The 19,862-nt window shown below is 64.5% G+C and carries 18 protein-coding genes; 9 read left to right on the top strand and 9 right to left on the bottom strand.

All coding sequences use genetic code 11. The features are described from left to right. Window positions 1–35: 35 nt before the first annotated feature. The 5 genes from J2R76_RS10960 (at window position 36) to J2R76_RS10940 (ending at window position 6,775) form a co-directional block, all read left to right on the top strand. A complete protein-coding gene (locus J2R76_RS10960) occupies window positions 36–1,934 on the top strand; it encodes a potassium transporter Kup (protein WP_057019703.1) in 1,899 nt (632 codons plus the stop codon). A 155-nt stretch (window positions 1,935–2,089) separates the two neighbouring features. After that, on the top strand, window positions 2,090–4,015 hold the full coding sequence (locus J2R76_RS10955) for a potassium transporter Kup (RefSeq protein ID WP_076826495.1): 1,926 nt from the start codon (window positions 2,090–2,092) through the stop codon (window positions 4,013–4,015). Window positions 4,016–4,151: 136 nt separating this feature from the next. Further along, complete coding sequence (locus J2R76_RS10950) at window positions 4,152–4,481, top strand: rhodanese-like domain-containing protein (RefSeq protein WP_016848419.1); 330 nt, start codon at window positions 4,152–4,154, stop codon at window positions 4,479–4,481. Between the two features lie 8 nt (window positions 4,482–4,489). Further along, window positions 4,490–5,659, top strand: coding sequence for an aminotransferase (locus J2R76_RS10945; RefSeq protein WP_057019705.1), 1,170 nt, complete (start codon window positions 4,490–4,492; stop codon window positions 5,657–5,659). A 6-nt stretch (window positions 5,660–5,665) separates the two neighbouring features. Further along, window positions 5,666–6,775 (top strand): polyamine ABC transporter substrate-binding protein, encoded by a 1,110-nt coding sequence (locus J2R76_RS10940; RefSeq protein WP_057019706.1) that lies wholly within the window; start codon window positions 5,666–5,668, stop codon window positions 6,773–6,775. 92 nt (window positions 6,776–6,867) lie between these two features. Here J2R76_RS10940 and J2R76_RS10935 read toward each other — a convergent pair whose 3' ends face one another. From J2R76_RS10935 to J2R76_RS10910, 6 genes are all read right to left on the bottom strand, one after another. Next, window positions 6,868–7,803 (bottom strand): lipid A biosynthesis lauroyl acyltransferase, encoded by a 936-nt coding sequence (locus J2R76_RS10935; protein ID WP_057019707.1) that lies wholly within the window; start codon window positions 7,801–7,803, stop codon window positions 6,868–6,870. 17 nt (window positions 7,804–7,820) lie between these two features. After that, the gene (locus J2R76_RS10930; RefSeq protein WP_028344597.1) at window positions 7,821–9,098 is read right to left on the bottom strand and encodes a beta-ketoacyl-ACP synthase; all 1,278 of its coding nucleotides are present in this window, start codon (window positions 9,096–9,098) and stop codon (window positions 7,821–7,823) included. Window positions 9,099–9,204: 106 nt separating this feature from the next. Then, window positions 9,205–10,389 carry a beta-ketoacyl-ACP synthase gene (locus J2R76_RS10925; RefSeq protein ID WP_057019708.1) on the bottom strand — a complete coding sequence of 395 codons (1,185 nt, stop codon included), beginning with the start codon at window positions 10,387–10,389 and terminating at the stop codon, window positions 9,205–9,207. Next, window positions 10,382–10,858 carry a 3-hydroxyacyl-ACP dehydratase FabZ family protein gene (locus J2R76_RS10920; RefSeq protein ID WP_057019709.1) on the bottom strand — a complete coding sequence of 159 codons (477 nt, stop codon included), beginning with the start codon at window positions 10,856–10,858 and terminating at the stop codon, window positions 10,382–10,384. Before J2R76_RS10920 ends, J2R76_RS10925 begins: the two co-directional genes overlap by 8 nt. 9 nt (window positions 10,859–10,867) lie before the next feature. Continuing rightward, the gene (locus J2R76_RS10915; RefSeq protein ID WP_024582229.1) at window positions 10,868–11,167 is read right to left on the bottom strand and encodes an acyl carrier protein; all 300 of its coding nucleotides are present in this window, start codon (window positions 11,165–11,167) and stop codon (window positions 10,868–10,870) included. A 181-nt stretch (window positions 11,168–11,348) separates the two neighbouring features. Next, a complete protein-coding gene (locus J2R76_RS10910) occupies window positions 11,349–11,690 on the bottom strand; it encodes a hypothetical protein (RefSeq protein ID WP_057019710.1) in 342 nt (113 codons plus the stop codon). A gap of 436 nt (window positions 11,691–12,126) precedes the next feature. On the opposite strand from J2R76_RS10910, the gene J2R76_RS10905 reads away from it, so the two are divergent. Continuing rightward, window positions 12,127–12,753 (top strand): ParB-like protein, encoded by a 627-nt coding sequence (locus J2R76_RS10905; RefSeq protein ID WP_057019711.1) that lies wholly within the window; start codon window positions 12,127–12,129, stop codon window positions 12,751–12,753. Here the strand turns inward: J2R76_RS10905 and J2R76_RS10900 are convergent. From J2R76_RS10900 to J2R76_RS10890, 3 genes are all read right to left on the bottom strand, one after another. Continuing rightward, window positions 12,714–13,226 (bottom strand): MgtC/SapB family protein, encoded by a 513-nt coding sequence (locus J2R76_RS10900; protein ID WP_057019712.1) that lies wholly within the window; start codon window positions 13,224–13,226, stop codon window positions 12,714–12,716. The genes J2R76_RS10905 and J2R76_RS10900 overlap by 40 nt on opposite strands. An 8-nt stretch (window positions 13,227–13,234) precedes the next feature. Beyond that, window positions 13,235–13,813 (bottom strand): peroxidase-related enzyme, encoded by a 579-nt coding sequence (locus J2R76_RS10895; protein WP_076826497.1) that lies wholly within the window; start codon window positions 13,811–13,813, stop codon window positions 13,235–13,237. Between the two features lie 98 nt (window positions 13,814–13,911). Further along, entirely contained in the window at window positions 13,912–15,660 is a 1,749-nt protein-coding gene (locus tag J2R76_RS10890) for an ATP-binding protein (RefSeq protein ID WP_137479616.1), read from the bottom strand. 398 nt (window positions 15,661–16,058) lie between these two features. Between J2R76_RS10890 and J2R76_RS10885 the strand changes: the two genes are divergently transcribed. From J2R76_RS10885 to J2R76_RS10875, 3 genes are all read left to right on the top strand, one after another. After that, entirely contained in the window at window positions 16,059–17,951 is a 1,893-nt protein-coding gene (locus J2R76_RS10885; RefSeq protein ID WP_076826498.1) for a bifunctional diguanylate cyclase/phosphodiesterase, read from the top strand. A 180-nt stretch (window positions 17,952–18,131) separates the two neighbouring features. Then, window positions 18,132–19,088, top strand: a complete 957-nt coding sequence (locus tag J2R76_RS10880) for a catechol 2,3-dioxygenase (protein WP_076826499.1) — start codon at window positions 18,132–18,134, stop codon at window positions 19,086–19,088. A 157-nt stretch (window positions 19,089–19,245) separates the two neighbouring features. Continuing rightward, window positions 19,246–19,716: a DUF1801 domain-containing protein gene (locus J2R76_RS10875; RefSeq protein ID WP_076826501.1), complete on the top strand. Its 471-nt coding sequence runs from the start codon at window positions 19,246–19,248 to the stop codon at window positions 19,714–19,716. The last annotated feature ends 146 nt before the right edge of the window (window positions 19,717–19,862 follow it).

The following is a 19,862-nucleotide window of genomic DNA, read 5'->3' as shown; positions in this document are numbered from 1 at the left end:
GATCAAATCAACCGATCGAGCGTTCCAACCTCGCCATGGCTGTCAGCGTCTCATCTACCGAAGCTCAGGAAGGACAACCGACCTCCAGCTTCTGGGCCCTGACACTCGGCAGCATCGGGGTGGTGTTCGGCGATATCGGAACTTCGCCGCTCTACGCATTCCGTGAGGCGGTCGGCGGCGCCGCGCACGGCCAACCGGTCACCCGCATCATGGTGCTGGGCGTGCTCAGCCTGATCCTGTGGGCGCTGTTCACCGTCGTCACCGCGAAATACGTGCTGTTGCTGCTGCGCGCCGACAACAATGGCGAGGGCGGCACGCTCTCGCTGATGGCGCTCGGCCAGCGCGCGATCGGTCGGCGCAGCTGGCCGCTGCTCGCGCTCGGCGTGGTCGGCGCCTCGATGTTCATCGGCGATTCCATGATCACGCCGGCGATCTCGGTGCTGTCGGCGGTCGAAGGCCTCAAGCTGGCCACCCCGCATCTCGAGCACTATGTGGTGCCGCTGACGATCCTGATCCTGGTCGTGCTGTTCTCTGTGCAGAGTTCTGGCACCGCGCGCGTCGCTTCCGCCTTCGGTCCGGTGATGGTGGTGTGGTTCGCCTCGCTGGCGGTGATGGGGCTCGTTCACATCATGGACGACCCGTCGGTGCTGGCGGCGATCAATCCCTATTACGCGCTCCAGTTCATGCTGACCCACGGCACCATCGGCCTGGTGACGCTGGGCGCGGTATTCCTCGCGGTGACCGGCGGCGAGGCGCTGTATGCCGATCTCGGGCATTTCGGCCGCAAGCCGATCCAGTCCGGCTGGCTGTTCTTCGTGCTGCCGTCGCTGCTGCTGAACTATTTCGGGCAGGGCGCGCTTGTGCTGTCCGATCCCAGCGCGATCGAGAACTCGTTCTACCGCATGGTGCCCGACGTGCTGCTGCTGCCCCTGGTCGGGCTAGCCACCGCCGCGACGGTGATTGCAAGCCAGGCGGTCATCACCGGCGCCTATTCGCTGATCAGCCAGGCGGTGCAGCTCGGGCTCTTGCCGCGCTTCGAGGTTCGCTACACCTCGGAGACCCATGCCGGTCAGATCTATCTGCCGCGCGTCAACCGGCTGCTGCTGATCGGCGTGCTGCTGCTGGTGCTGCTATTCCGCACCTCGAGCGGGCTGGCGTCGGCCTATGGCATCGCCGTCTCCACCACGATGGTCGCCGACGGCATCATGGGCTTCATCGTGATCTGGAAGCTGTGGAACTGGCGCATGGCGTCGGCGGCGGCATTGATCCTGCCGTTCGTGATCGTCGACATGACCTTCTTCAGCGCCAATCTCCTGAAGCTGTTCGAGGGCGCGTGGGTGCCGCTGCTGTTCGGCGTCGTGATGGCGACGATGATCTGGACCTGGCGCCGCGGCGCCGCCATCCTGGTCGCCAAGACCCGACGCATCGAGGTGCCGCTGCGCGACCTGATCCACAGTCTGGAGAAGCGGCCGCCGCATATCGTCAAGGGCACCGCGGTGTTCCTGACCAGCGATCCGAGCTTCGTGCCGACCGCGTTGCTGCACAATCTCAAGCACAACAAGGTGCTGCACGAGCACAACGTGATCCTGACCATCGAGACCGCACCGACGCCGCGCGTCGATCTATCCGAGCGCGTCAACATGGAGAAGGTGAGCGACAAGTTCACCGCGGTGCGGCTGCGCTTCGGCTACATGGAATCGCCGAACGTGCCCAAGGCGCTGGCGGTCGCGCGCAAGCTCGGCTGGCAGTTCGACATCATGTCGACCTCGTTCTTCGTGTCGCGCCGCTCGCTGAAGCCGTCGGCCCAGTCCGGCATGCCGCAATGGCAGGACCACCTGTTCATCGCGATGAGCCGGTCCGCCAATGATGCCACCGACTATTTCCAGATCCCGACCGGCCGGGTGGTTGAAGTGGGTACCCAGGTAACTATCTGACCGGGCGCAGGATTCTGACATTGATCGGCCGTGACCCATGCGTGATGTGCATGGCGGAGGCCTGAATCCGGGCTAACCTATGCATTCCTGCCGGGAGTATAGCGCTGCGACCCGGCATTGTGCGGTGCGGCAGAAGACAGAGGCACAGCTTCCCCATGTCATCCGAGAGTGCGATCACCGCGGCGGAAACGCCGGCGGCAAACGGCAATGGTGAGGCGCATTCAACCGCCACCTTCAAGGCCCTGATGCTCGGCAGCATCGGTGTCGTCTATGGCGACATCGGCACCAGCCCGCTTTACGCCTTGCGCGAGGCCGTCGTTGCCGCCGCCGGCGGCGAGGGCGCGGTGACGGCGCATGCGGTGCTCGGCGTGCTCTCGCTGATCCTCTGGGCTTTGATCGTCGTCGTCACGCTGAAATACGTCGTGATCCTGCTGCGCGCGGACAACAATGGCGAGGGCGGCACGCTGGCGCTGATGGCGCTGGCGCAGCGCGCGGCGACCAAGGGCGGCGCCGCGATCGTGCTGCTCGGCATCATCAGCGGCGCGCTGTTCTATGGCGACGCCGTCATCACGCCGGCGCTCTCGGTGCTGTCGGCAATCGAGGGCATCAAGCTCGTCACCTCGACATTCGATCCCTATGTCGTGCCGCTCACGGTGGTGATCCTTGTCGTCCTGTTCGCGGTGCAGTCGCGCGGCACCGCGCGCGTCGCGGCCTTCTTCGGCCCGGTGATGTGCGTATGGTTCGCCCTGATCGCGGTCGCGGCGCTGCCGCAGATCGCGCGGCATCCCGAAGTGCTATACGCGCTCAATCCGATTCTCGCGGTGTCGTTCATGCTGCATCACGGCGTGATCGGCTTCATCACGCTCGGTGCGGTCTTCCTCGCGGTGACTGGCGCCGAGGCGCTCTATGCCGACCTCGGCCATTTCGGCAAACGCCCGATCCAGACCGCGTGGCTGTTCATCGTGCTGCCGTCGCTGGCGCTGAACTATCTGGGGCAGGGCGCGCTCCTGATCGGCAATCCCAAGGGCATCGAGAACCCGTTCTTCCTCATGTTCCCGGACTGGGCCTTGATCCCGATGGTTGCGCTGGCGACCATGGCGACCGTGATCGCGAGCCAGGCCGTCATCACCGGCGCGTATTCGCTGACGCGGCAGGCGATCCAGCTCGGCCTGTTGCCGCGGTTCGAGATCCGCCACACCTCGGAGGCGCATTCCGGGCAGATCTACATGCCGCGCATCAACCGTTTCCTGTTCATCGCGGTCATCGTGCTGGTGCTGATGTTCCGCTCGTCGAGCGCACTGGCGTCGGCTTACGGCATCTCGGTGACCGGCACCATGGTGGTGACGGCGATGATGGGCTTTGTCGTGATCTGGAAGGTCTGGCGCTGGTCGCCGATCGCGGCCGCCGCGCTGGTCGCGCCCTTCCTGTTCCTGGACATCACCTTCCTGGCCGCCAACCTGCTCAAGGTGTTCGAGGGCGGCTGGGTGCCACTCGCGCTTGGCGGCGCCATGATCGTGGTGATGTACACTTGGCGGCGCGGCAGCCGGCTGTTGTTCGAGAAGTCGCGCAAGCTGGAATTCCCGCTCGCCGAGCTCGTCGCGATGTTGGAGAAGCGGCCGCCGCAGCGTGTCACCGGCACCGCGGTGTTCCTGACCAGCGACCCCGTCAGCGCGCCGACCGCGCTGATGCACAGCCTCAAGCACTACAAGGTGCTGCACGAGAAGAACGTCATCCTGACCATCGAGACGGCGCCGACGCCGCGGATCGATCCGTCCGAGCGGGTGCGGATGGAGCAGCTGAGCGAGACCTTCTCCAAGGTGACGCTGAAGTTCGGCTTCATGGAACAGCCGAACGTGCCGAAGACGCTGGCGATCGCCCGCAAGCTCGGCTGGCAGTTCGACATCATGTCGACCTCGTTCTTCCTGTCCCGCCGTGCGCTGAAGCCGGCGGCGCATTCGGGCATGCCGAGCTGGCAGGACCATCTGTTCATCGCGCTGAGCCGCTCCTCGAACGACGCCACCGACTATTTCCAGATCCCGACCGGGCGGGTGGTCGAGGTCGGCACGCAGGTCACGATCTAGCGGTCCTGCCAGTCACATCCTGCGAGTCATCTAACCCGTTTCGGACGCTTGATTTTCTCTGCGCAAGAGGCGACTTTGCGGCCCGGAACGGCGGGCCGCGCGACGCTCGCCAAGCTGATATCGGGAGGATATTTCCGTGGCGGACCACAAGGTGGAAGATTTGTTTCCGGACGAGGTGTCGAAGGGCATAGCGGAAGGCCGCTATCTGCTGGTCGACGTCCGCGAGCCCAACGAGGTCGCCGTCGAGGCCTATCCCGATGGCGTCGTAGTGCCGCTGTCGACGTTCGATCCGGCGGCGATTCCCGATCCGCAGGGCAAGCAGGTGGTGTTCGCCTGCCGCTCCGGCAAGCGCTCGGTGACGGCTTCGCTGGCCGCCCAGGCCGCGGGCCTGCCCTACGACAAGCACCTGGCGGGCGGCATCATCGGCTGGAAGGCGGCGGGACTGCCGACCAAGACCGGCGGCTGATCCCTGACATGACCTCCATGAACAAGGTCTTCGCGGACCTTCCTGTCACCATCTTCGAGGCGATGTCGCAGGCCGCGCGCGACAACAACGCCATCAATCTCGGCCAGGGCTTTCCCGACGATCCCGGTCCGGAGGACATCCGCCGCGCCGCCGCGGACGCCTCGATCAACGGCTACAATCAATATCCGTCGATGATGGGCATCCCGGAACTCCGTCAGGCGATCGCATCGCATTACGGCCACTGGCACGGACTCAAGCTCGATCCGATGACCGAGGTGATGGTCACCTCCGGCGGCACCGAGGCGCTGACCGCCTCGATCCTCTCCGTGGTCGAGCCCGGTGACGAGGTGGTGTGCTTCCAGCCGGTCTATGATTCCTATCTGCCGATCATCCGCCAGGCCGGCGGCATTCCGCGGCTGCTGCGGCTCGAACCGCCGGAGTGGCGGCTGAGCGAGGAGATGCTGCGCAGCGTCTTCAACCACAAGACCAAGGCGGTGCTGTTCAACAATCCGCTCAATCCGGCGGCGGTGGTCTATCCGCGCGAGGACCTCGAACTGTTGGCGCGGTTCTGCCAGGAATTCGACGCGGTTGCGATCTGCGACGAGGTCTGGGAACACGTGGTGTTCGACGGCCGCGAGCACATCCCGCTGATCACGATCCCGGGCATGCGCGACCGCACCATCAAGGTCGGCAGCGCCGGCAAGATCTTCTCGCTGACCGGATGGAAGATCGGCTTCGTCTGCGCCGCGCCACCGCTGCTGCGCGTCGCTGCGAAGGTGCACCAGTTCCTCACCTTCACGACGGCGCCCAATCTGCAGGCGGCGGTGGCATTTGGCCTCGGCAAGCCCGACGACTATTTCCTCGACATGCGCAAGGACATGGCGCGGAGCCGTGACCGCCTGACCAAGGGATTGGAGAGCATCGGCTTTCCGGTGCTGAAGTCGCAGGGGACCTACTTCCTCACCGTGGACCTGTCGCCGCTCGGGCTCAACGAGACCGATGCCGAGTTCTGCTGGCGGATCGTGCAGGACTACAAGGTCGCGGCGATCCCGGTGTCGGCGTTCTACGAGCAGGATGCGGTGACGTCGGTCGTGCGCTTTTGTTTCGCCAAGAAAGACTCGACGCTCGACGCCGCGTTGGAGCGGTTGTCGGACGCTGTCCACCGCCGCAAGAGGTAAGCCAGAATGCGAGAACAGAACCGTCGTCTCGTCAGCTTCGTCGGCGCGGTCGCGACGGTCCTGCTGCTCTCGGCGTCCGCCGACGCCGAGGAGCGCACGGTCAACTTCTACAACTGGTCGAACTACATGGCGCCGGGAGTCCTCGAGGACTTCACCAATGAAACCGGCATCAAGGTCGTGTACGATACGTTCGACGCCAACGAGACGCTGGAGACGCGGCTGCTCGCCGGCAAGTCGGGCTACGACGTCGTGGTGCCGACCGGCTACTTCCTGCAGCGCCAGATCACCGCGAAGGTGTTCCTCAAGCTCGACAAGTCGAAGCTGCCGAACCTCGCCAATGCATGGCCCGTGGTGACGAGCCAACTTGCGACTTACGATCCCGGCAATAGCTACGGCGCCAACTACATGTGGGGCACCACCGGCATAGGCTACAACGTCAAGATCGCGCAGAAGATTCTCGGTCCCGACGCGAAGATCGACAGCTGGGACATGGTGTTCAAGCCGGAGAACCTCGCCAAGTTCAAGGATTGCGGCATCCACATGCTGGATTCCGCCGACGACATCCTGCCGGCGGCGCTGAGCTATCTCGGCCTCGATCCGAACTCGACCAAGCAGGCCGACCTCGAGAAGGCCGCCGATCTCGTCATCAAGATCCGGCCCTATGTGCGCAAATTCCACTCGTCCGAATATCTCAGCGCGCTGGCCTCGGGTGAGATCTGCTTCGTGGTCGGATGGTCGGGCGACATCATGCAGGCGCGCAGCCGGGCGGCGGAAGCGAACACCGGCGTCGAGATCGGTTACACGATCCCGAAGGAGGGCGCGCAGATGTTCTTCGACAATCTCGCGATCCCCGCGGATGCGAAGAATGTCGCCGAGGCCTACGAGCTGATCAACTACCTCTACCGTCCCGAGGTCGCGGCGAAGAACTCGAACTTCCTGTCCTACGCCAATGGCAATCTGGCGAGCCAGAAGCTGATCGACCCGAAGATCTTCAACGACAAGAATATCTATCCCGACGAAGCGATGCAGAAGAAGCTGTTCGTGATCACCGCGCGCGATCCGGCGACGCAGCGGATCATCAACCGGTTGTGGACGAGGGTGAAGACCGGGAAATAGGTCTATTCGTCATTGCGAGCCAACGGATCGCGCGAACGCGCGCCCGACGACAGGCTCTTCGCTCCTCGCAATGACGAGGTAGGGCTGCCAGCCTACCGCCAGCGCCGGTGCAGCCAGAGCCACTGATCCGGGTATTCGCGGACCCAGCCCTCGACCACGTCGGTGATCGCCTGCATGGTGCCCTGGATATCGATCTGGCCGGATGCGTCGAACACCGGCTTGACTTCCTCCGTGACCTCGCCGCGGAAGCGGCCGTCGGGCAGGCGGATGATCCGCGTGCCGTGGATGGGGCAATCGATCTGCCGGCGCAGGCGCGCCAGCAGCGGATTCGCCGTGGTCTTGCGGCCGAAGAAGGTGACGGGAACGCCGTTGGTCAAATACTGATCGACCAGCATCGCGACGTGCTGGCCGTTCTTCAGCGCCTGCGCCAGCTTGAGCGGCGCGTCACGGCCGGCCGGCACCAGCGTGCCCAGATTGACCGCGCGGATGCGTTCGATGGCGCGGTCGGCGGCTTCGATGTTCGGCCGGCGAAACAGGATGGTGGCGTCGAGCCCATGCGCTGCGGCGGCAATTGGAGAGAGCTCCCAGTTGCCGAGATGTGCGGCGAAGAACAGTGCCGGCTTGCCGTCGTCACGCAACTGATCGAACAGCTGCTTGCTGCGCGCCGAGAATTCGACGCGACCCGGCTTGTCGGGATTCTGGGGATCGTGGTCCCAGATGCGGTCGATGTGCGCGAATTCAGCGCCGATGCGTCCGAGGTTGTGCCAGACGCCCGTCAGGATCTCCTCGATCTCCTCCGGTGACTTTTCCGGGAAGGCGGCCTTGAGGTTCTCGCGGCCGATGCGATCCTCGCGCAGCCGGCGGCCGATGAAATGGGCGGCGCGGCCGAAGAACCTTGCGGTCTTCTCGGGATCGAAATAGCGCGTCGTACGCAGCAGGCCGATCGTCAGCCCGCCGATCGCCGCGTCGGTCACGGGCTTCGCGGCGTCACGCAGGTGCGCCCTGGTGCGAAGGAGCAGACGTTTCATCTGATGAGGCGAGGGCGCTAGGCCGGCTCGCGCGTCAAGATCAGTGAGGCGTTCTGCCCGCCGAACCCGAATGAGTTCGACATCACGGCGGTCACCTTGGCATCGCGCGCCTTGTTGCCGACCACGTCGAACGGGATCGCGGGATCAGGCACCTCGTAGTTGATCGTCGGCGGAATCCGCTGATGCTCGAGCGTGAGCAGCGAGAAGATCGCCTCGACTGCACCGGCGGCCGAGATGGTGTGGCCGACCATCGACTTGTTCGACGACACCGGAATGTTTTTGGTGTGTTCGCCAAACACGGCAGACGTCGCAAGATACTCCATCTTGTCGTTTTCCGGCGTCGAGGTCCCGTGCGCGTTGATGTGATCGATTTGCTCGGGCTCCATTCCAGCATCGGCGAGTGTCTTGCGCACGCAGCCGATCGCCGGCTTGCCGTCCGGGGCCGAGCGGGTGCGATGGAAGGAATCGGTGAGCTCGCCGCAGCCGGCGACGACGCCGAGGATGCGCGCGCCGCGGGCCATCGCGGCCTCGTAGCTCTCGAGCACCAGCGCGCCGGCGCCTTCGGCCATCACGAAGCCGTCGCGGTTCTTCGAGAACGGTTTCGAGGCGGCCTGCGGCGGGTCGTTCTGGGTGGAGAGAGCCGACAGCAGCGAGAAGCGCACCATGGCTTCCGGGTTCACCGAGCCGTCGGTTGCGACGCACAGCGTCGCATCGGTTTCGCCGCGGCGGATCGCCTCGACGCCGAGCTGGATCGCGGTCGCACCGGAGGCGCAAGCCGTCGACAGCGAAATCGGGGACCCTTTAGTACCGAAGGTCTCGGCGAGGTTGAGCGCGACGGAGCCGAAGGTGAAGCGCCGGTGAAAGTGCGCGAACTTCCCGCCACTGCAGGTCGCCAGGTATTCGATGATTCCAAAGTCCTTGGTCGGAACCTCGCGCGCGACTTCGAGCCGCTGCGGCCACTCGGTCTCGATCGGGGCGACTGCCAGAAACAGCGGGCCGGGAAAGTCGCCCTTGCTGCCGATGCCGGCTTGCTCGAGCGCTTCTTCGGTCGCGATCTCCGCCAGACGCTGCGACAGGCTGGTCGAGGAGAACGGGTCGACGGTGACGAAATCGACGGCGCCGGCCATCGTCGTCTTCATACTGTCGAGCGGGAAGCGTGTCACCGTCTTGATGCCGGACTCACCCGCGGTGAGGCGCTTCCAATTGTCGGTCTTGCCGCCGCCGAGCGACGTCACGATTCCCATGCCGGTCACGACGACGATCGGTCGGCCGAATTTATCGCGTGGTGCTGTCATGGTTTCCCCGTCGGTGCTTGCGCCGGACTTAGAGCGCGATGAGCTTCATCGCACCCTAGTTGTTTGTTCGAGCATGATGTTCGGAAACAATTTTCCGGACCATGCTCTAACTGACGGCCTCGACCAGTGCCATGCCTTCGCCCTGCCAGTGGCCGACCCCCAACACCACAATTTGGGTTGGTGCTTCGGTCTTTTCAACCTCCAGCCCGGTCGGGTCGTTGGCCGGATAGAGCGCGCCGCGCGAGATTGACAACGCGGCCAGCGCGAGCCCAAGCGGGAACTGCGCCTCCATGGTGTGGCCAAAGGTCGTTCCGGTGGCGCGGACGGCTAAGCCGGCATGCTGGCTGAGGAATGCGCGCTCTTCGGCGGTCGCAGGCTCGGCGCCGGTCGCGCCCGTGATCAGGATACCGTTGTCGCCGCTGACGCCGAGCTGCGGCCACAACGCCTGCAGCGATTTCGTCACGGCGCCCGGCTCCTTGCGTCGGGCAAGGTCGGCGACAACCTTGGTCAGCTTGGCGTACGGCTTTGCGCCGCGGGCCTCGGCATGTTCGCGCGATTCCATCACGAGGAAGGCGCCGGCGGAGCCGATGGCAAAGCCCGGGTTGTTCCTGCGGGCCCAGACCGAGCTATGCTGGTCCTTGAGGGCGAGATCGCCGAATGCATAGAGCATCAAGAGGTCGCCGCGATCGCCGTTATGAGCGGCGCCGACCAAGGCGATGTCACTCTGGCCGGCCCCAATGCGCGCGACCGCGATCCGTGCCGCGTCGATGCTCGAGGCTTCCTCGCCCATGAAGGTGCGCGAGGTCCCGCACACGCCGTGAACGATCGCGATGTTGCCGGCGAGCAGGTTGGAGAGCTGCGCCAGGAACAGCGTCGGGCGCAGCTCGTTCATCAGCTTCTCGTTGAGGAGGGCTGGCGGCAACTTGCCCTGTGCGTCGGCGTTCATGATCGCGAGGTCGACAGTGAGGTCACGCTCGCCGCCACCGGCTGCGATGATCATGTCCATCCGCGACAGGATTTCCTGATTGCCTTTGACGCCGGCGGAATCGAGCGCCAGCCCGGCGGCATAGGTGCCGATCCGCTGCCACGTTTCCATCTGACGCTGATCGCCCTTCTTCGGGATCTGGGCGTCGAAGCTGACGGGAGCGATCGGATGGATGACGTATGGCGCGAGACGCTTCTCGTCGGCATTGACGCGCCGGGCGCCGAGCGCCTCCCAATGCGCATCCAGTCCCTCGCCAAGCGAGGAGAGCAGGCCTACGCCGGTGATCCAGACTTCCTTCTCAGCCATTACTCATTGCCTGCTGCGGAAACCCGATCTTGGCGGCCATCGCATCCATGTGCACGCGCAAGTCCGGGCTGGGGAAGGGGATGTGACGGAAGGTCAGCTCGGCATTGCACTTGAGCTCCTTGCCGACGCGAACCTTCGCCGAGGTCACGGCGAAGCCTGAACCTTCGTGCTCGATCTTGGCCTCGATGGTCAGGACCGAGCCGGGGCTGACGAAGCCGCGCATCTTGGCTTCCTTGACCATGGCGAGGAAGGGCATGCGCTCGAACTTGGTCAGACCAAGGATCAGCCAGCCCGAGCTCTGGGCCATTGCTTCGGTCAGCAGCACGCCGGGCATGATCGGGTAGCCCGGGAAGTGCCCCGCGAACACCGAATGGCTGTCGGGCGGAACATCCGCCTCGACGACAATGGTCCTTGCGTCGAGGTTGAGGTCGACGATTCGATCAATCAGCTGAAAGATCTCGAGCTGCATGATGGGCGATTACGAGCCCGTGCCCGTGCCCGCGTTCTTGGCTGCAACCAGCTCGTCGATGCGGTCGGCGAGATTCTTCAACACGAAATACTGCTCCGTCGTGGCCTTGCCGTCGTTGACCTCCTGGGTCCACTTTTCGAGCGGCATCTTGATCCCGAAGGCCTTGTCGATGGCAAAGGCGATGTCGAGGAAGTCGAGGCTGTCGATCCCCAGATCGTCGATCGCGTGGCTCTCCGGCTTGATCGTGTCGCGCGGGATGTCGCAGGTCTCCGCGATAATGTTGGCGATCTGCTCGAATGTGGAGGACATCATTAAGCCTTTGATATATTGAAGGTAATTCCGGGTCGGCTCAGAGGAGGCGGGCGCGTTGCCCCGGAATGCCCGATTGCTGGTGCCGGAGTCGTGTGCCCGTATATCGGAGCAGGGCCGTTAGTTCAATGGAGCTTGGCCGGCATCGCAAGGACGGTTTTTGGGCAGGGTTCCGGCCAGCCTAGCTGCGCGGCATCACCGTAATCTTCGCGCAATCCCGGCGACCCATCAGCACGCAATCCTGGGTCTTGCGCAAATCGGCGATGCTCATGGCAAGCCAGATGCCGATCGCGGTGAGCGCCACCGTGAAGGCGAAGGCGGCGATGTTGGCGAGCATGCGCTGGCGGAAATCGTCGGGCTCCTCGCGCGGCTTCTCATAGCGAGAGAGATCGTTGGCAACGGAAGCCGGGCGCGTCGTTCGGTGCGGCTCCTCGCGCTTGCCGGGCGGCTGCGCCGAGGTACGCGGCCGGAATTTGAGCACCACGTGCTCGGCATCCGAGGAGATTGGCCGCTGCGTCTTCACTGTTTGTCAGTCCGGTCGCGTCGCCGGTTATGTTTAGCATGTTCGCTGCACTTCACACCTAAAATCTTGGTGCGCGCAGAGGTGGTATTCATGCGTCGATCACCTCCAGGAACTGGCTTGCCGTCGAGGCGGCTGCTGCGGAGCGCGGGATGCTCGGCATTGCGATGACCAAGCCGATGTCGACACGCTCGTTCGACCTTCGCGCATGCACAGTTTGCGCTGCAACGCCGTCACGGAGGTTGAGGCTGCGCGCCCGGGCATTGGCAGCCCGGGCATTGACAGCCCGGGAGCATCGACAGCCGAGAGCGGACCATCCGGCCATCGGCCCCCACCGCTTCGTGAAGCCATTCCGGCACACCGGACTCTTTCACCCGCCTGCGGGCTCATGACATAGTGGAACCCGTTCCGGAATGCCGGTCAAAAGGGAGCATAAATCATGGCCCACACGCGCGAGCCTTACGTCAAACCGGTCCCGATCCTGTCGCTGCGGCCGACCCAGATGACGGTCGGCATGCAGGAGGTGACGGAGAAGCGGAAGCGCTGGCGCGAGCACAAGTCGGACAAGAAGCGCGCCGAACTGCTGGGCAAGCACATGATCCCGGTAGTCCATGGTCCCGACGATCGCTACTACGTGGTCGATCACCATCACATGGCGCGGGCGCTGCACGACGAGGGCGTCAAGGACATCCTGGTCACGGTGATCGGCGATCTCACGATGGTCGAGCGTGACGTGTTCTGGGGCGTGATGGACAACAAGCGCTGGGTCTATCCCTACGATTCCAAGGGCGAGCGCCGCCACTTCAAAGACATTCCGAAATCGATCAAGGACCTCAGGGACGATCCGTTCCGCAGCCTCGCCGGCGAGATGCGCCGGGCGGGCGGCTTTGCCAAGGACACGACGCCGTTCAGCGAATTCCTGTGGGCCGATTTCCTGCGCCGCCACATCCCGCGCAAGACGGTGGAGAACAATTTCGCCAAGGCGCTGGAGAAGGGACTGGCGCTCGGCCGCAGCAAGGACGCGGTCTATTTGCCCGGCTGGTGCGGGCCGGCATCTGACGACTGATCTGCCGCGACCGCCGGCCCGTGTTGATCCTCCCTGCCGCCGAGCAAGTGGTGCAGCCACCGCTCGGTCCGCTTGCCGAAGGTCAACAGCAGGAACGCCAGCGCGACGGCGGTGACGACGATCGGCCAATGTCCGGCGCCGCAGACGATGCCGACGCAAGCGGCGAAGAAAGCGCATGCGGCGCTGGTCAGGCCGCGGACCTGGAAGCGGTCGCCCTGCCGCACGATCACGCCGGCGCCGAGGAATCCGATGCCGGTCAGCACGCCCTGGATCACGCGGCTCACCGCGTCGGTGAATTTGCCGGGCTCGACGGCCTGCAATGCCAACAGCACGACCATGGCCGTCGAAAGGCTGACGAGACCCAGCGTCTTCAGGCCGATCGGCTTGCCGCGCAGGTCACGGTCGAGCCCGATCGCGCAACCGGCAAGGGTGGCCGCGCCGAGACGCAGGACGATCTCGCTCCAGTCCGCCAAGGCGTCCTCTATTTCGGCTGCCGGCCGAGCATGTAGAACTCGCTGTTCGGCCGCATGCCGGTGACGTTGGCGAGCCGGTTCGACAGCGCGAAGAATGCCGCAACCGCGGCGATGTCCCAGACGTCGTCGTCGCTGAAGCCGTGGGCCGCAAGCGTGGCGAAGTCCGCCTCCGAGACTTCCTCAGCGGCGCGGCTCACCTTCATGGCGAAGTCGAGCATCGCGCGCTGCCGCGGCGTGATGTCGGCCTTGCGGTAGTTGACCGCGATCTGGTCGGCGATCTCCGGATTCTTGGCGCGGATGCGCAGGATCGCGCCGTGGGCGATCACGCAATACTGGCACTGGTTGGCGGCGCTGGTCGCCACCACGATCATCTCGCGCTCGGCCTTCGAGAGGCCGGAGTCCTTTTCCATCAGCGCGTCGTGATAGGCGAAGAAGGCGCGAAACTCGTCGGGGCGATAGGCCAAGGTGAGGAAGACGTTCGGCACGAAGCCGGATTTCTCCTGCACCGCCAGGATGCGGGCGCGGATGTCCTCGGGGAGCTTGTCGAGAGCGGGCGTCGGGAAGCGTTTTGCGGTCGGCTGCGTCATGAGATGGTTCCGGCGTGCCGCCTGGATGCGGCGTCACGCGAGACCATAGTGGATGACGCCTTGGGCGCAAGGCGCATCGGCGCCTTGGCGGAATTCGGCTAACGCAGCGGCTTCTTCAGCAGCGAGAAGCGGTCCGGATCGAGGCCGAGCGAGGGCTGCAGCATCGGCGCCTCGGCTGGCGCCATGGTGCGCGCCGGCGCCGGAGAGTTGAAGTTGGCGTCGCCGCTCGGGCTATCGCGATGCGAGGTGGCGCCGCGCCAGCGCTCCAGCACGGCGCTGACGAAATGCATGTCATGGCCGGCGGTGACCGACGGTACCGTGGCGATGGTGGCCTCGCCGCGCGGCAGCTGGTGCGGCGGCACCTCCTTGAAGCGCAGCCGGGTCGGCAGCGCCACGCCTTCGCCGAACGCCAGCACCTCGCGGGTGCCGAGCGAGGGCACGAAGGACAGCAGGTTGGCGGCGGCATCCGAGACCGCGGAGCGTAGCAGCGCCTGGTCGCGGTCGTTGGCGAGGCGCATCGTGAACAGCGTGTTGCACTGAGAGATGATGGTCGCGTCGAGCTCGGCCGGACGCTGGGTGATCAGGCCGAGATAGACGCCGTATTTGCGGCCTTCCTTGGCGATGCGCGACACCGCCTTGCGGGTCGGCCCGAAGCCGATATTGCGGTCGGCCGAGGCGTAGCGGTGCGCTTCCTCGCAGACGAACAGCATCGGCGAGACGCCGTCGCTCCACAGCCCGAAATCGAACGCCATGCGGCACAGCACCGACACCACGGAATCGACGACTTCGGCGGGGAAGCCGGCGAGCTGCATGATCGTCATCGGCTTGCCGTTGGCGGGCAGGCGGAACAGATGGCTGATCACCTCGGCCATTGTATCGCCGCCGACATTGGCATTGTCGAACATGAAGGCGTAGCGCGGATCGTTGCGCACCGCGTCGATGCGCGAGATCAGCTTGTGATAGATGATGCGCGAAGAGCGGTTCTCCAGCTTGCCCATGCGCTCGTCGATCAGCGAGATCAGGTCGACGAGGCGATAGGGCACCGGCGTATCGACGGTGTAGCCGACCTGCTTGGGGTCGATGCGCTTCAGCCCGAGACCGACCCGGTCGGAGTTCTGGTACTGGGTGTAGATGCCCTTCGCCATCGGGATCACTTCGGCGAGAATGTCGAGCTCCTCGGGCACGCCGGGCCGGCCGCCGAACAGCACGTCGACGATCTCTTCGAAGTTGAACAGCCAGAACGGCAGCTTCAGGTTCCGCGGGTTGAGCACCTGGGCGCGCTCGCCGAAGCAGCGGCCATATTCGTTGTGCACGTCGAGCAGGAAGATGCGCAGGTTCGGCCGCGACTTCAGGATCTCGTTGAGCAGCAGCGACACGCCGGTCGACTTGCCGACGCCGGTCGAGCCGAGCACCGCGAAGTGCTTGGACAGCATCTCCTCGACGTCGACATAGGCGATGACAGAACGATCCTGCTGCAGCGTGCCGACATTGATCTGGTCCGAGCCGCTCGGCGCATAGACCGTGCGCAGCTCCTGGTTCGTGATCAGATCGGTGCTGTCGCCGATGGTCGGATAGTGGGTGACACCGCGCTGGAATTTCGGGCGGTCGCCGCCCAGGATCTCGCCCAGCAGGTCGACCGAGGCGGTCGCCATGTATTCGTCGGACGCCGGCAGGTTCTCGCACGTCACTTCGGTGATCATAGCGACAATGACCGAGCTCGCGCAGCGGATACTGACGAACCGGCCGACGGTCGCTCGCATTTCCGAAAGTTGCATCTGGCCGCCCGCCAGCAGCCCAACCCGGGCCTGCGAGCCGCGCACAGAGATCACACGTCCGAAGGGTGTCACAGTTCCAGCCTGGCTCGTTCTCAAAATCTAAATGTCCGGACCAATATGCCCGCCCGGGATTGGAAAAACCGTTAAATCGCCGGGGTTCCGCATCGGCTAAATCTACACCTTCCCGGTGACGATTTGTTTCTATCGTACCGGGAGATTACGCGCTGTCGCGCGCATCGGCGGCGGAATCGTCGCTTTCCGGCACAGCCGCGTTTGTTTCTCGGTTTTTCCGTTAAGGCGGGATTCACCATCTCTGAGGAGTGCATCGGCAGCTCCGTAGGTTTACGGGGCATTGGGCGTGATTTGTCATACCCTGTCGCCCGGTATCGCGTAACCGATTGCTAACTGCGAGTTGTAACGACCTTTCCATTTGTGCTGCGTAACGATGCCGCGCCCTGGGAGAGATCAGCGTGCGCATCGAACACCGCAATTCATCGTCAGGAAATGCCGATGCTGGCTCGACCAAGGGGCTGGCGTTCTGTGCCGGCCTGTTGGTCGGCAGCCTGCTCGGAAGCGCGACCGCGCAATGGAGTGAGCGCGAAGGCCTGCTGATGGCGGCATTCGCGATCATGGCCGTGATCGTCTTCCTGTTGCTCAAGCGGCACGAAATCTCCGACGAGCGGCTCGCCAGCGAACGTCGCAATCTCATGACCGCCGTGAACAACATTCCGCAGGGCCTCGTGCTCTACGATGCATCGGCGCGCATCATCATCTGCAACCGCCCCTACATCGAGATGTTCGGGCTTTCGCCCGACGTCGCCAAGCCCGGCTGCACGATGCACCGGCTGATTGCGCATAGACAGGAGACGGGCTCGTTCGACGGCGATGTCGACGACTTCTGCGACGCCATCATCGGCAACGTGAAGCTTGGCCGCGCCACGCGTCAGCTGACGCAGGCGCCGGGCGGGCGCGCGATCGAGATCGTCAACAAGCCGCTGCCGGAAGGCGGCTGGGTGGCGACCATCCAGGATGTCACCGAGCGTGCGCGCACCGAGAACAAGATCGCCCACATGGCGCATTATGATGCGCTGACCGACCTGCCGAACCGCGTGCTGTTCCGCGAACGCCTGGAGCGGGCGCTGAAGGCGATCCGGCCGGATCAGCAGCTCGCGGTCATGTATATCGACATCGACGAGTTCAAGGCCGTCAACGACGCGCTCGGCCATCAGATCGGCGACGAATTGCTCAGGGCGATCGCCGACCGCCTGCGCGGCTGCGTTGGGGACACCGACGTCGCGGCGCGGCTCGGCGGCGACGAGTTTGCCGTGATCCAGACCACCGTCCGCGATCAGACCGAGACCATGCAGCTCCTCGCTGCGATCTATCAGTCGATCCGCCGGCCGATCGACTGCAGCGGGCATCTGATCACCACCGATGCCAGCATCGGCATCGCCGTTGCGCCCGCCGACGGCCTCGACATCGATCAATTGCTGCGCAATGCCGACCTCGCGCTCTACGGGGCCAAGAGCGACGGCCGCCGCACCTACCGGTTCTTCGAGACCGGCATGGATGCACGCGCCAAGGCGCGGCGCAGCCTCGAGCTCGAGCTGCGCCAGGCGATCGCCGACGGCAGCTTCGAGCTGCACTATCAGCCGCTGCTCCATCTCGAGGAGGGGCAGGTCAGTTGCTGCGAGGCGCTGGTGCGCTGGCGTCATCCCGAACGCGGCACCATCTCGCCGGCGGATTTCATCCCGATCGCCGAGGACACCGGCCTGATCAACGATCTCGGTCACTGGGTGCTCAACACCGCGTGCCGCGAGGCGATGAACTGGCCGGAGCATGTTCATGTCGCGGTCAACGTGTCTCCGATCCAGTTCAAGAGCCAGACGCTGGCACTCAACGTCGCCGCCGCGCTCGCCGCGACAGGTCTGGCACCTTCGCGGCTCGAGCTCGAGATCACCGAGGCGGTGCTGATCCGCGACGACGAGGCTGCGCTCGATATCCTGCATCAGCTGCGCGAACTCGGCGTCCGTATCGCGCTCGACGATTTCGGCACCGGCTATTCCTCGCTGAGCTATCTGCAGCGCTTCCCCTTCGACAAGATCAAGATCGATCGCGCCTTCATCAAGGATCTCGCCGGGACCGGCGCGTCGTCCACGATCGTCCAGGCCGTCGTCAACATCGCCGCTGCCAGCGACATGACCACGACCGCGGAGGGCGTCGAGACCGAGCAGCAGCGCAACCTGCTGCGCATCCTCGGCTGCACCGAGATGCAGGGCTATCTGTTCAGCCGGCCTGTGTCATCGGCTGAAATCCGCAAGCTCCTGTCGTCGGATCACGAGAAGGCTGTCTCGGTCGCCTGACGCATCTTTGACCGCTTTCACGAGGTGATTCCGGCCATGGAATGCCCTGCGAGCGCAATTGCCGTCGCCAGTAATTTGTTGACGGGACCTAATCATTTGTACACTAGTACAAATCGGCGCGCCGCTCACCTGTCCAACCGCAAGTCGTCGATCCGGCGTCGTCGCGGAGGGAGACCGTCCATGCAGCCGGAACCGATCTTCGATCTCGCGCATCTCGGGCACATGGAGCTTTTGACGCCGAAGCCGGACGAGAGCCTGAAATTCTTTGTCGACGTCATGGGCATGACCGTCAGCGGCCGCAAGGGCAAGTCGGTCTATCTGCGCGGCTGGGACGATTACGAGCGCTATTCGCTGAAGCTGACGGCGTCGAAGACTTCGGGGATGGAGCACATGGCGCTGCGGGCGCGCAGCCCGCAGGCGCTCGAACGCCGCGTTGCCGCGCTGAAGGGCTCGAGCTTCGATATCGGCTGGATCGACGGTGACATGGGGCAGGGGCCGGCATTCCGCTGCCGCGATCCCGACGGCCATGTCATCGAGCTCTATTACGAGACCGAGTGGTACGAGGCGCCGGCCGAGCTGAAGCCCGCGCTGAAAAACCAGGCGCAGCGCTTTCCGGCGCGCGGCGTCAATGTGCGGCGGCTCGACCATCTCAATTGCCTCGCGGTCGATATCAAGGCCAACCGTCTGTTCTTCGAAAACTACCTCGGCTGCCGCACCACCGAGCAGATCGTGCTCAACGACGGCACGGAAGCCGCGATGTGGATGACGATGTCGAACAAGAGCTACGACTTCGCCTATACGCGCGACCATTACGGCAAGCGCGGCCGGCTTCACCATGTTACCTACGCGCTCGACAGCCGCGAGGAGATCCTGCGTGCTGCGGATATTTTTCTCGAGCACGGGGTGCATATCGAGACCGGGCCGCACAAGCACGCGATCCAGCAGACCTTCTTCCTCTATGTCTATGAACCCGGCGGCAACCGCGTCGAGGTCGCCAACGCCGGCGCACGCCTGATCCTTGCGCCGGACTGGAAGCCGATCGTGTGGACCGAGGAAGAGCGCAGGAAGGGACAGGCGTGGGGGTTGAAGACGATCGAGTCGTTTCACACCCACGGCACCCCGCCCGTGATCGACTAGATGCGAGACCGCCGCACGAAGGCCGCCCGAGCGCGTCGATACGCCGCCGCGAACACCCGCGGTCGCTGACGACAGCGCCGACGCGCAACCGATATGATCCGGTTCGCGGCGGCGGACGCTCCGCCGCGCGAAATTTGAACCGGTGAGAGCGGGCACAATGGCTGGCAAGACGCGAAAGACGTCGGCGAAGGGGGCGAAAAAGAGCGCCGCGAAGCGTGTCTCTGCAAAGCCGCGCCTGCTCGCGGGCGGCAATCCGCAGATCGCAAAAGGCTATGGCGATGCTCCGGTGCAAGCCTATATCGCCGCGATGCCCGGGTGGAAGCGCGAGGTCGGGCGCAAGCTTGACGCGCTCATCGTGCGTGCCGTCCCCGGCGTGCACAAGGCGGTGAAGTGGAACTCGCCGCTCTACGGCATGGAAGGCGACGGCTGGTTCCTCGGCATCCATGTCTTCACGCGCTACGTCAAGGTGGCTTTCTTTCGCGGTGCGTCGCTGCATCCGGTGCCGCCGGGCGAGTCCAAGCAGCAGCACACGCGCTATCTCGACATTCACGAGAACGACGAGCTCGACGAAGCCCAGTTCACCGCGTGGGTGAAGCAAGCCAGTCAATTGCCCGGCGAACGGATGTGAGTGGCAACGCAGGTCAGGACCGGTAAGCAGCGGCCACGACGCGCTGTCGATGCAGCTCTGCGCGATAGAGCATTGCCTCGCCTCAGCCCTTTGGTGTTAGGCTGCACCAAAGCCCGATGAATCGCCATCGCGCTTTGGATTGTTGT

The organism is Bradyrhizobium sp. USDA 4532, from assembly GCF_024171315.1.
Classification (GTDB): Bacteria; Pseudomonadota; Alphaproteobacteria; order Rhizobiales; family Xanthobacteraceae; genus Bradyrhizobium; species Bradyrhizobium australafricanum.
This window is presented reverse-complemented; position numbering and strand designations above follow the sequence as displayed.

Excerpts from the sequence above, each read along its gene's own strand:
- J2R76_RS10930 (WP_028344597.1), bottom strand. The coding sequence starts at position 9,098 with ATGACAGCACCACGCGATAAATTCGGCCGACCGATCGTCGTCGTGACC.
- J2R76_RS10925 (WP_057019708.1), bottom strand. The coding sequence starts at position 10,389 with ATGGCTGAGAAGGAAGTCTGGATCACCGGCGTAGGCCTGCTCTCCTCG.
- J2R76_RS10905 (WP_057019711.1), top strand. The coding sequence starts at position 12,127 with ATGGCCCACACGCGCGAGCCTTACGTCAAACCGGTCCCGATCCTGTCG.
- J2R76_RS10945 (WP_057019705.1), top strand. The coding sequence starts at position 4,490 with ATGACCTCCATGAACAAGGTCTTCGCGGACCTTCCTGTCACCATCTTC.
- J2R76_RS10875 (WP_076826501.1), top strand. The coding sequence starts at position 19,246 with ATGGCTGGCAAGACGCGAAAGACGTCGGCGAAGGGGGCGAAAAAGAGC.
- J2R76_RS10955 (WP_076826495.1), top strand. The coding sequence starts at position 2,090 with ATGTCATCCGAGAGTGCGATCACCGCGGCGGAAACGCCGGCGGCAAAC.
- J2R76_RS10960 (WP_057019703.1), top strand. The coding sequence starts at position 36 with ATGGCTGTCAGCGTCTCATCTACCGAAGCTCAGGAAGGACAACCGACC.
- J2R76_RS10920 (WP_057019709.1), bottom strand. The coding sequence starts at position 10,858 with ATGCAGCTCGAGATCTTTCAGCTGATTGATCGAATCGTCGACCTCAAC.
- J2R76_RS10915 (WP_024582229.1), bottom strand. The coding sequence starts at position 11,167 with ATGTCCTCCACATTCGAGCAGATCGCCAACATTATCGCGGAGACCTGC.
- J2R76_RS10895 (WP_076826497.1), bottom strand. The coding sequence starts at position 13,813 with ATGACGCAGCCGACCGCAAAACGCTTCCCGACGCCCGCTCTCGACAAG.
- J2R76_RS10880 (WP_076826499.1), top strand. The coding sequence starts at position 18,132 with ATGCAGCCGGAACCGATCTTCGATCTCGCGCATCTCGGGCACATGGAG.
- J2R76_RS10940 (WP_057019706.1), top strand. The coding sequence starts at position 5,666 with ATGCGAGAACAGAACCGTCGTCTCGTCAGCTTCGTCGGCGCGGTCGCG.
- J2R76_RS10935 (WP_057019707.1), bottom strand. The coding sequence starts at position 7,803 with ATGAAACGTCTGCTCCTTCGCACCAGGGCGCACCTGCGTGACGCCGCG.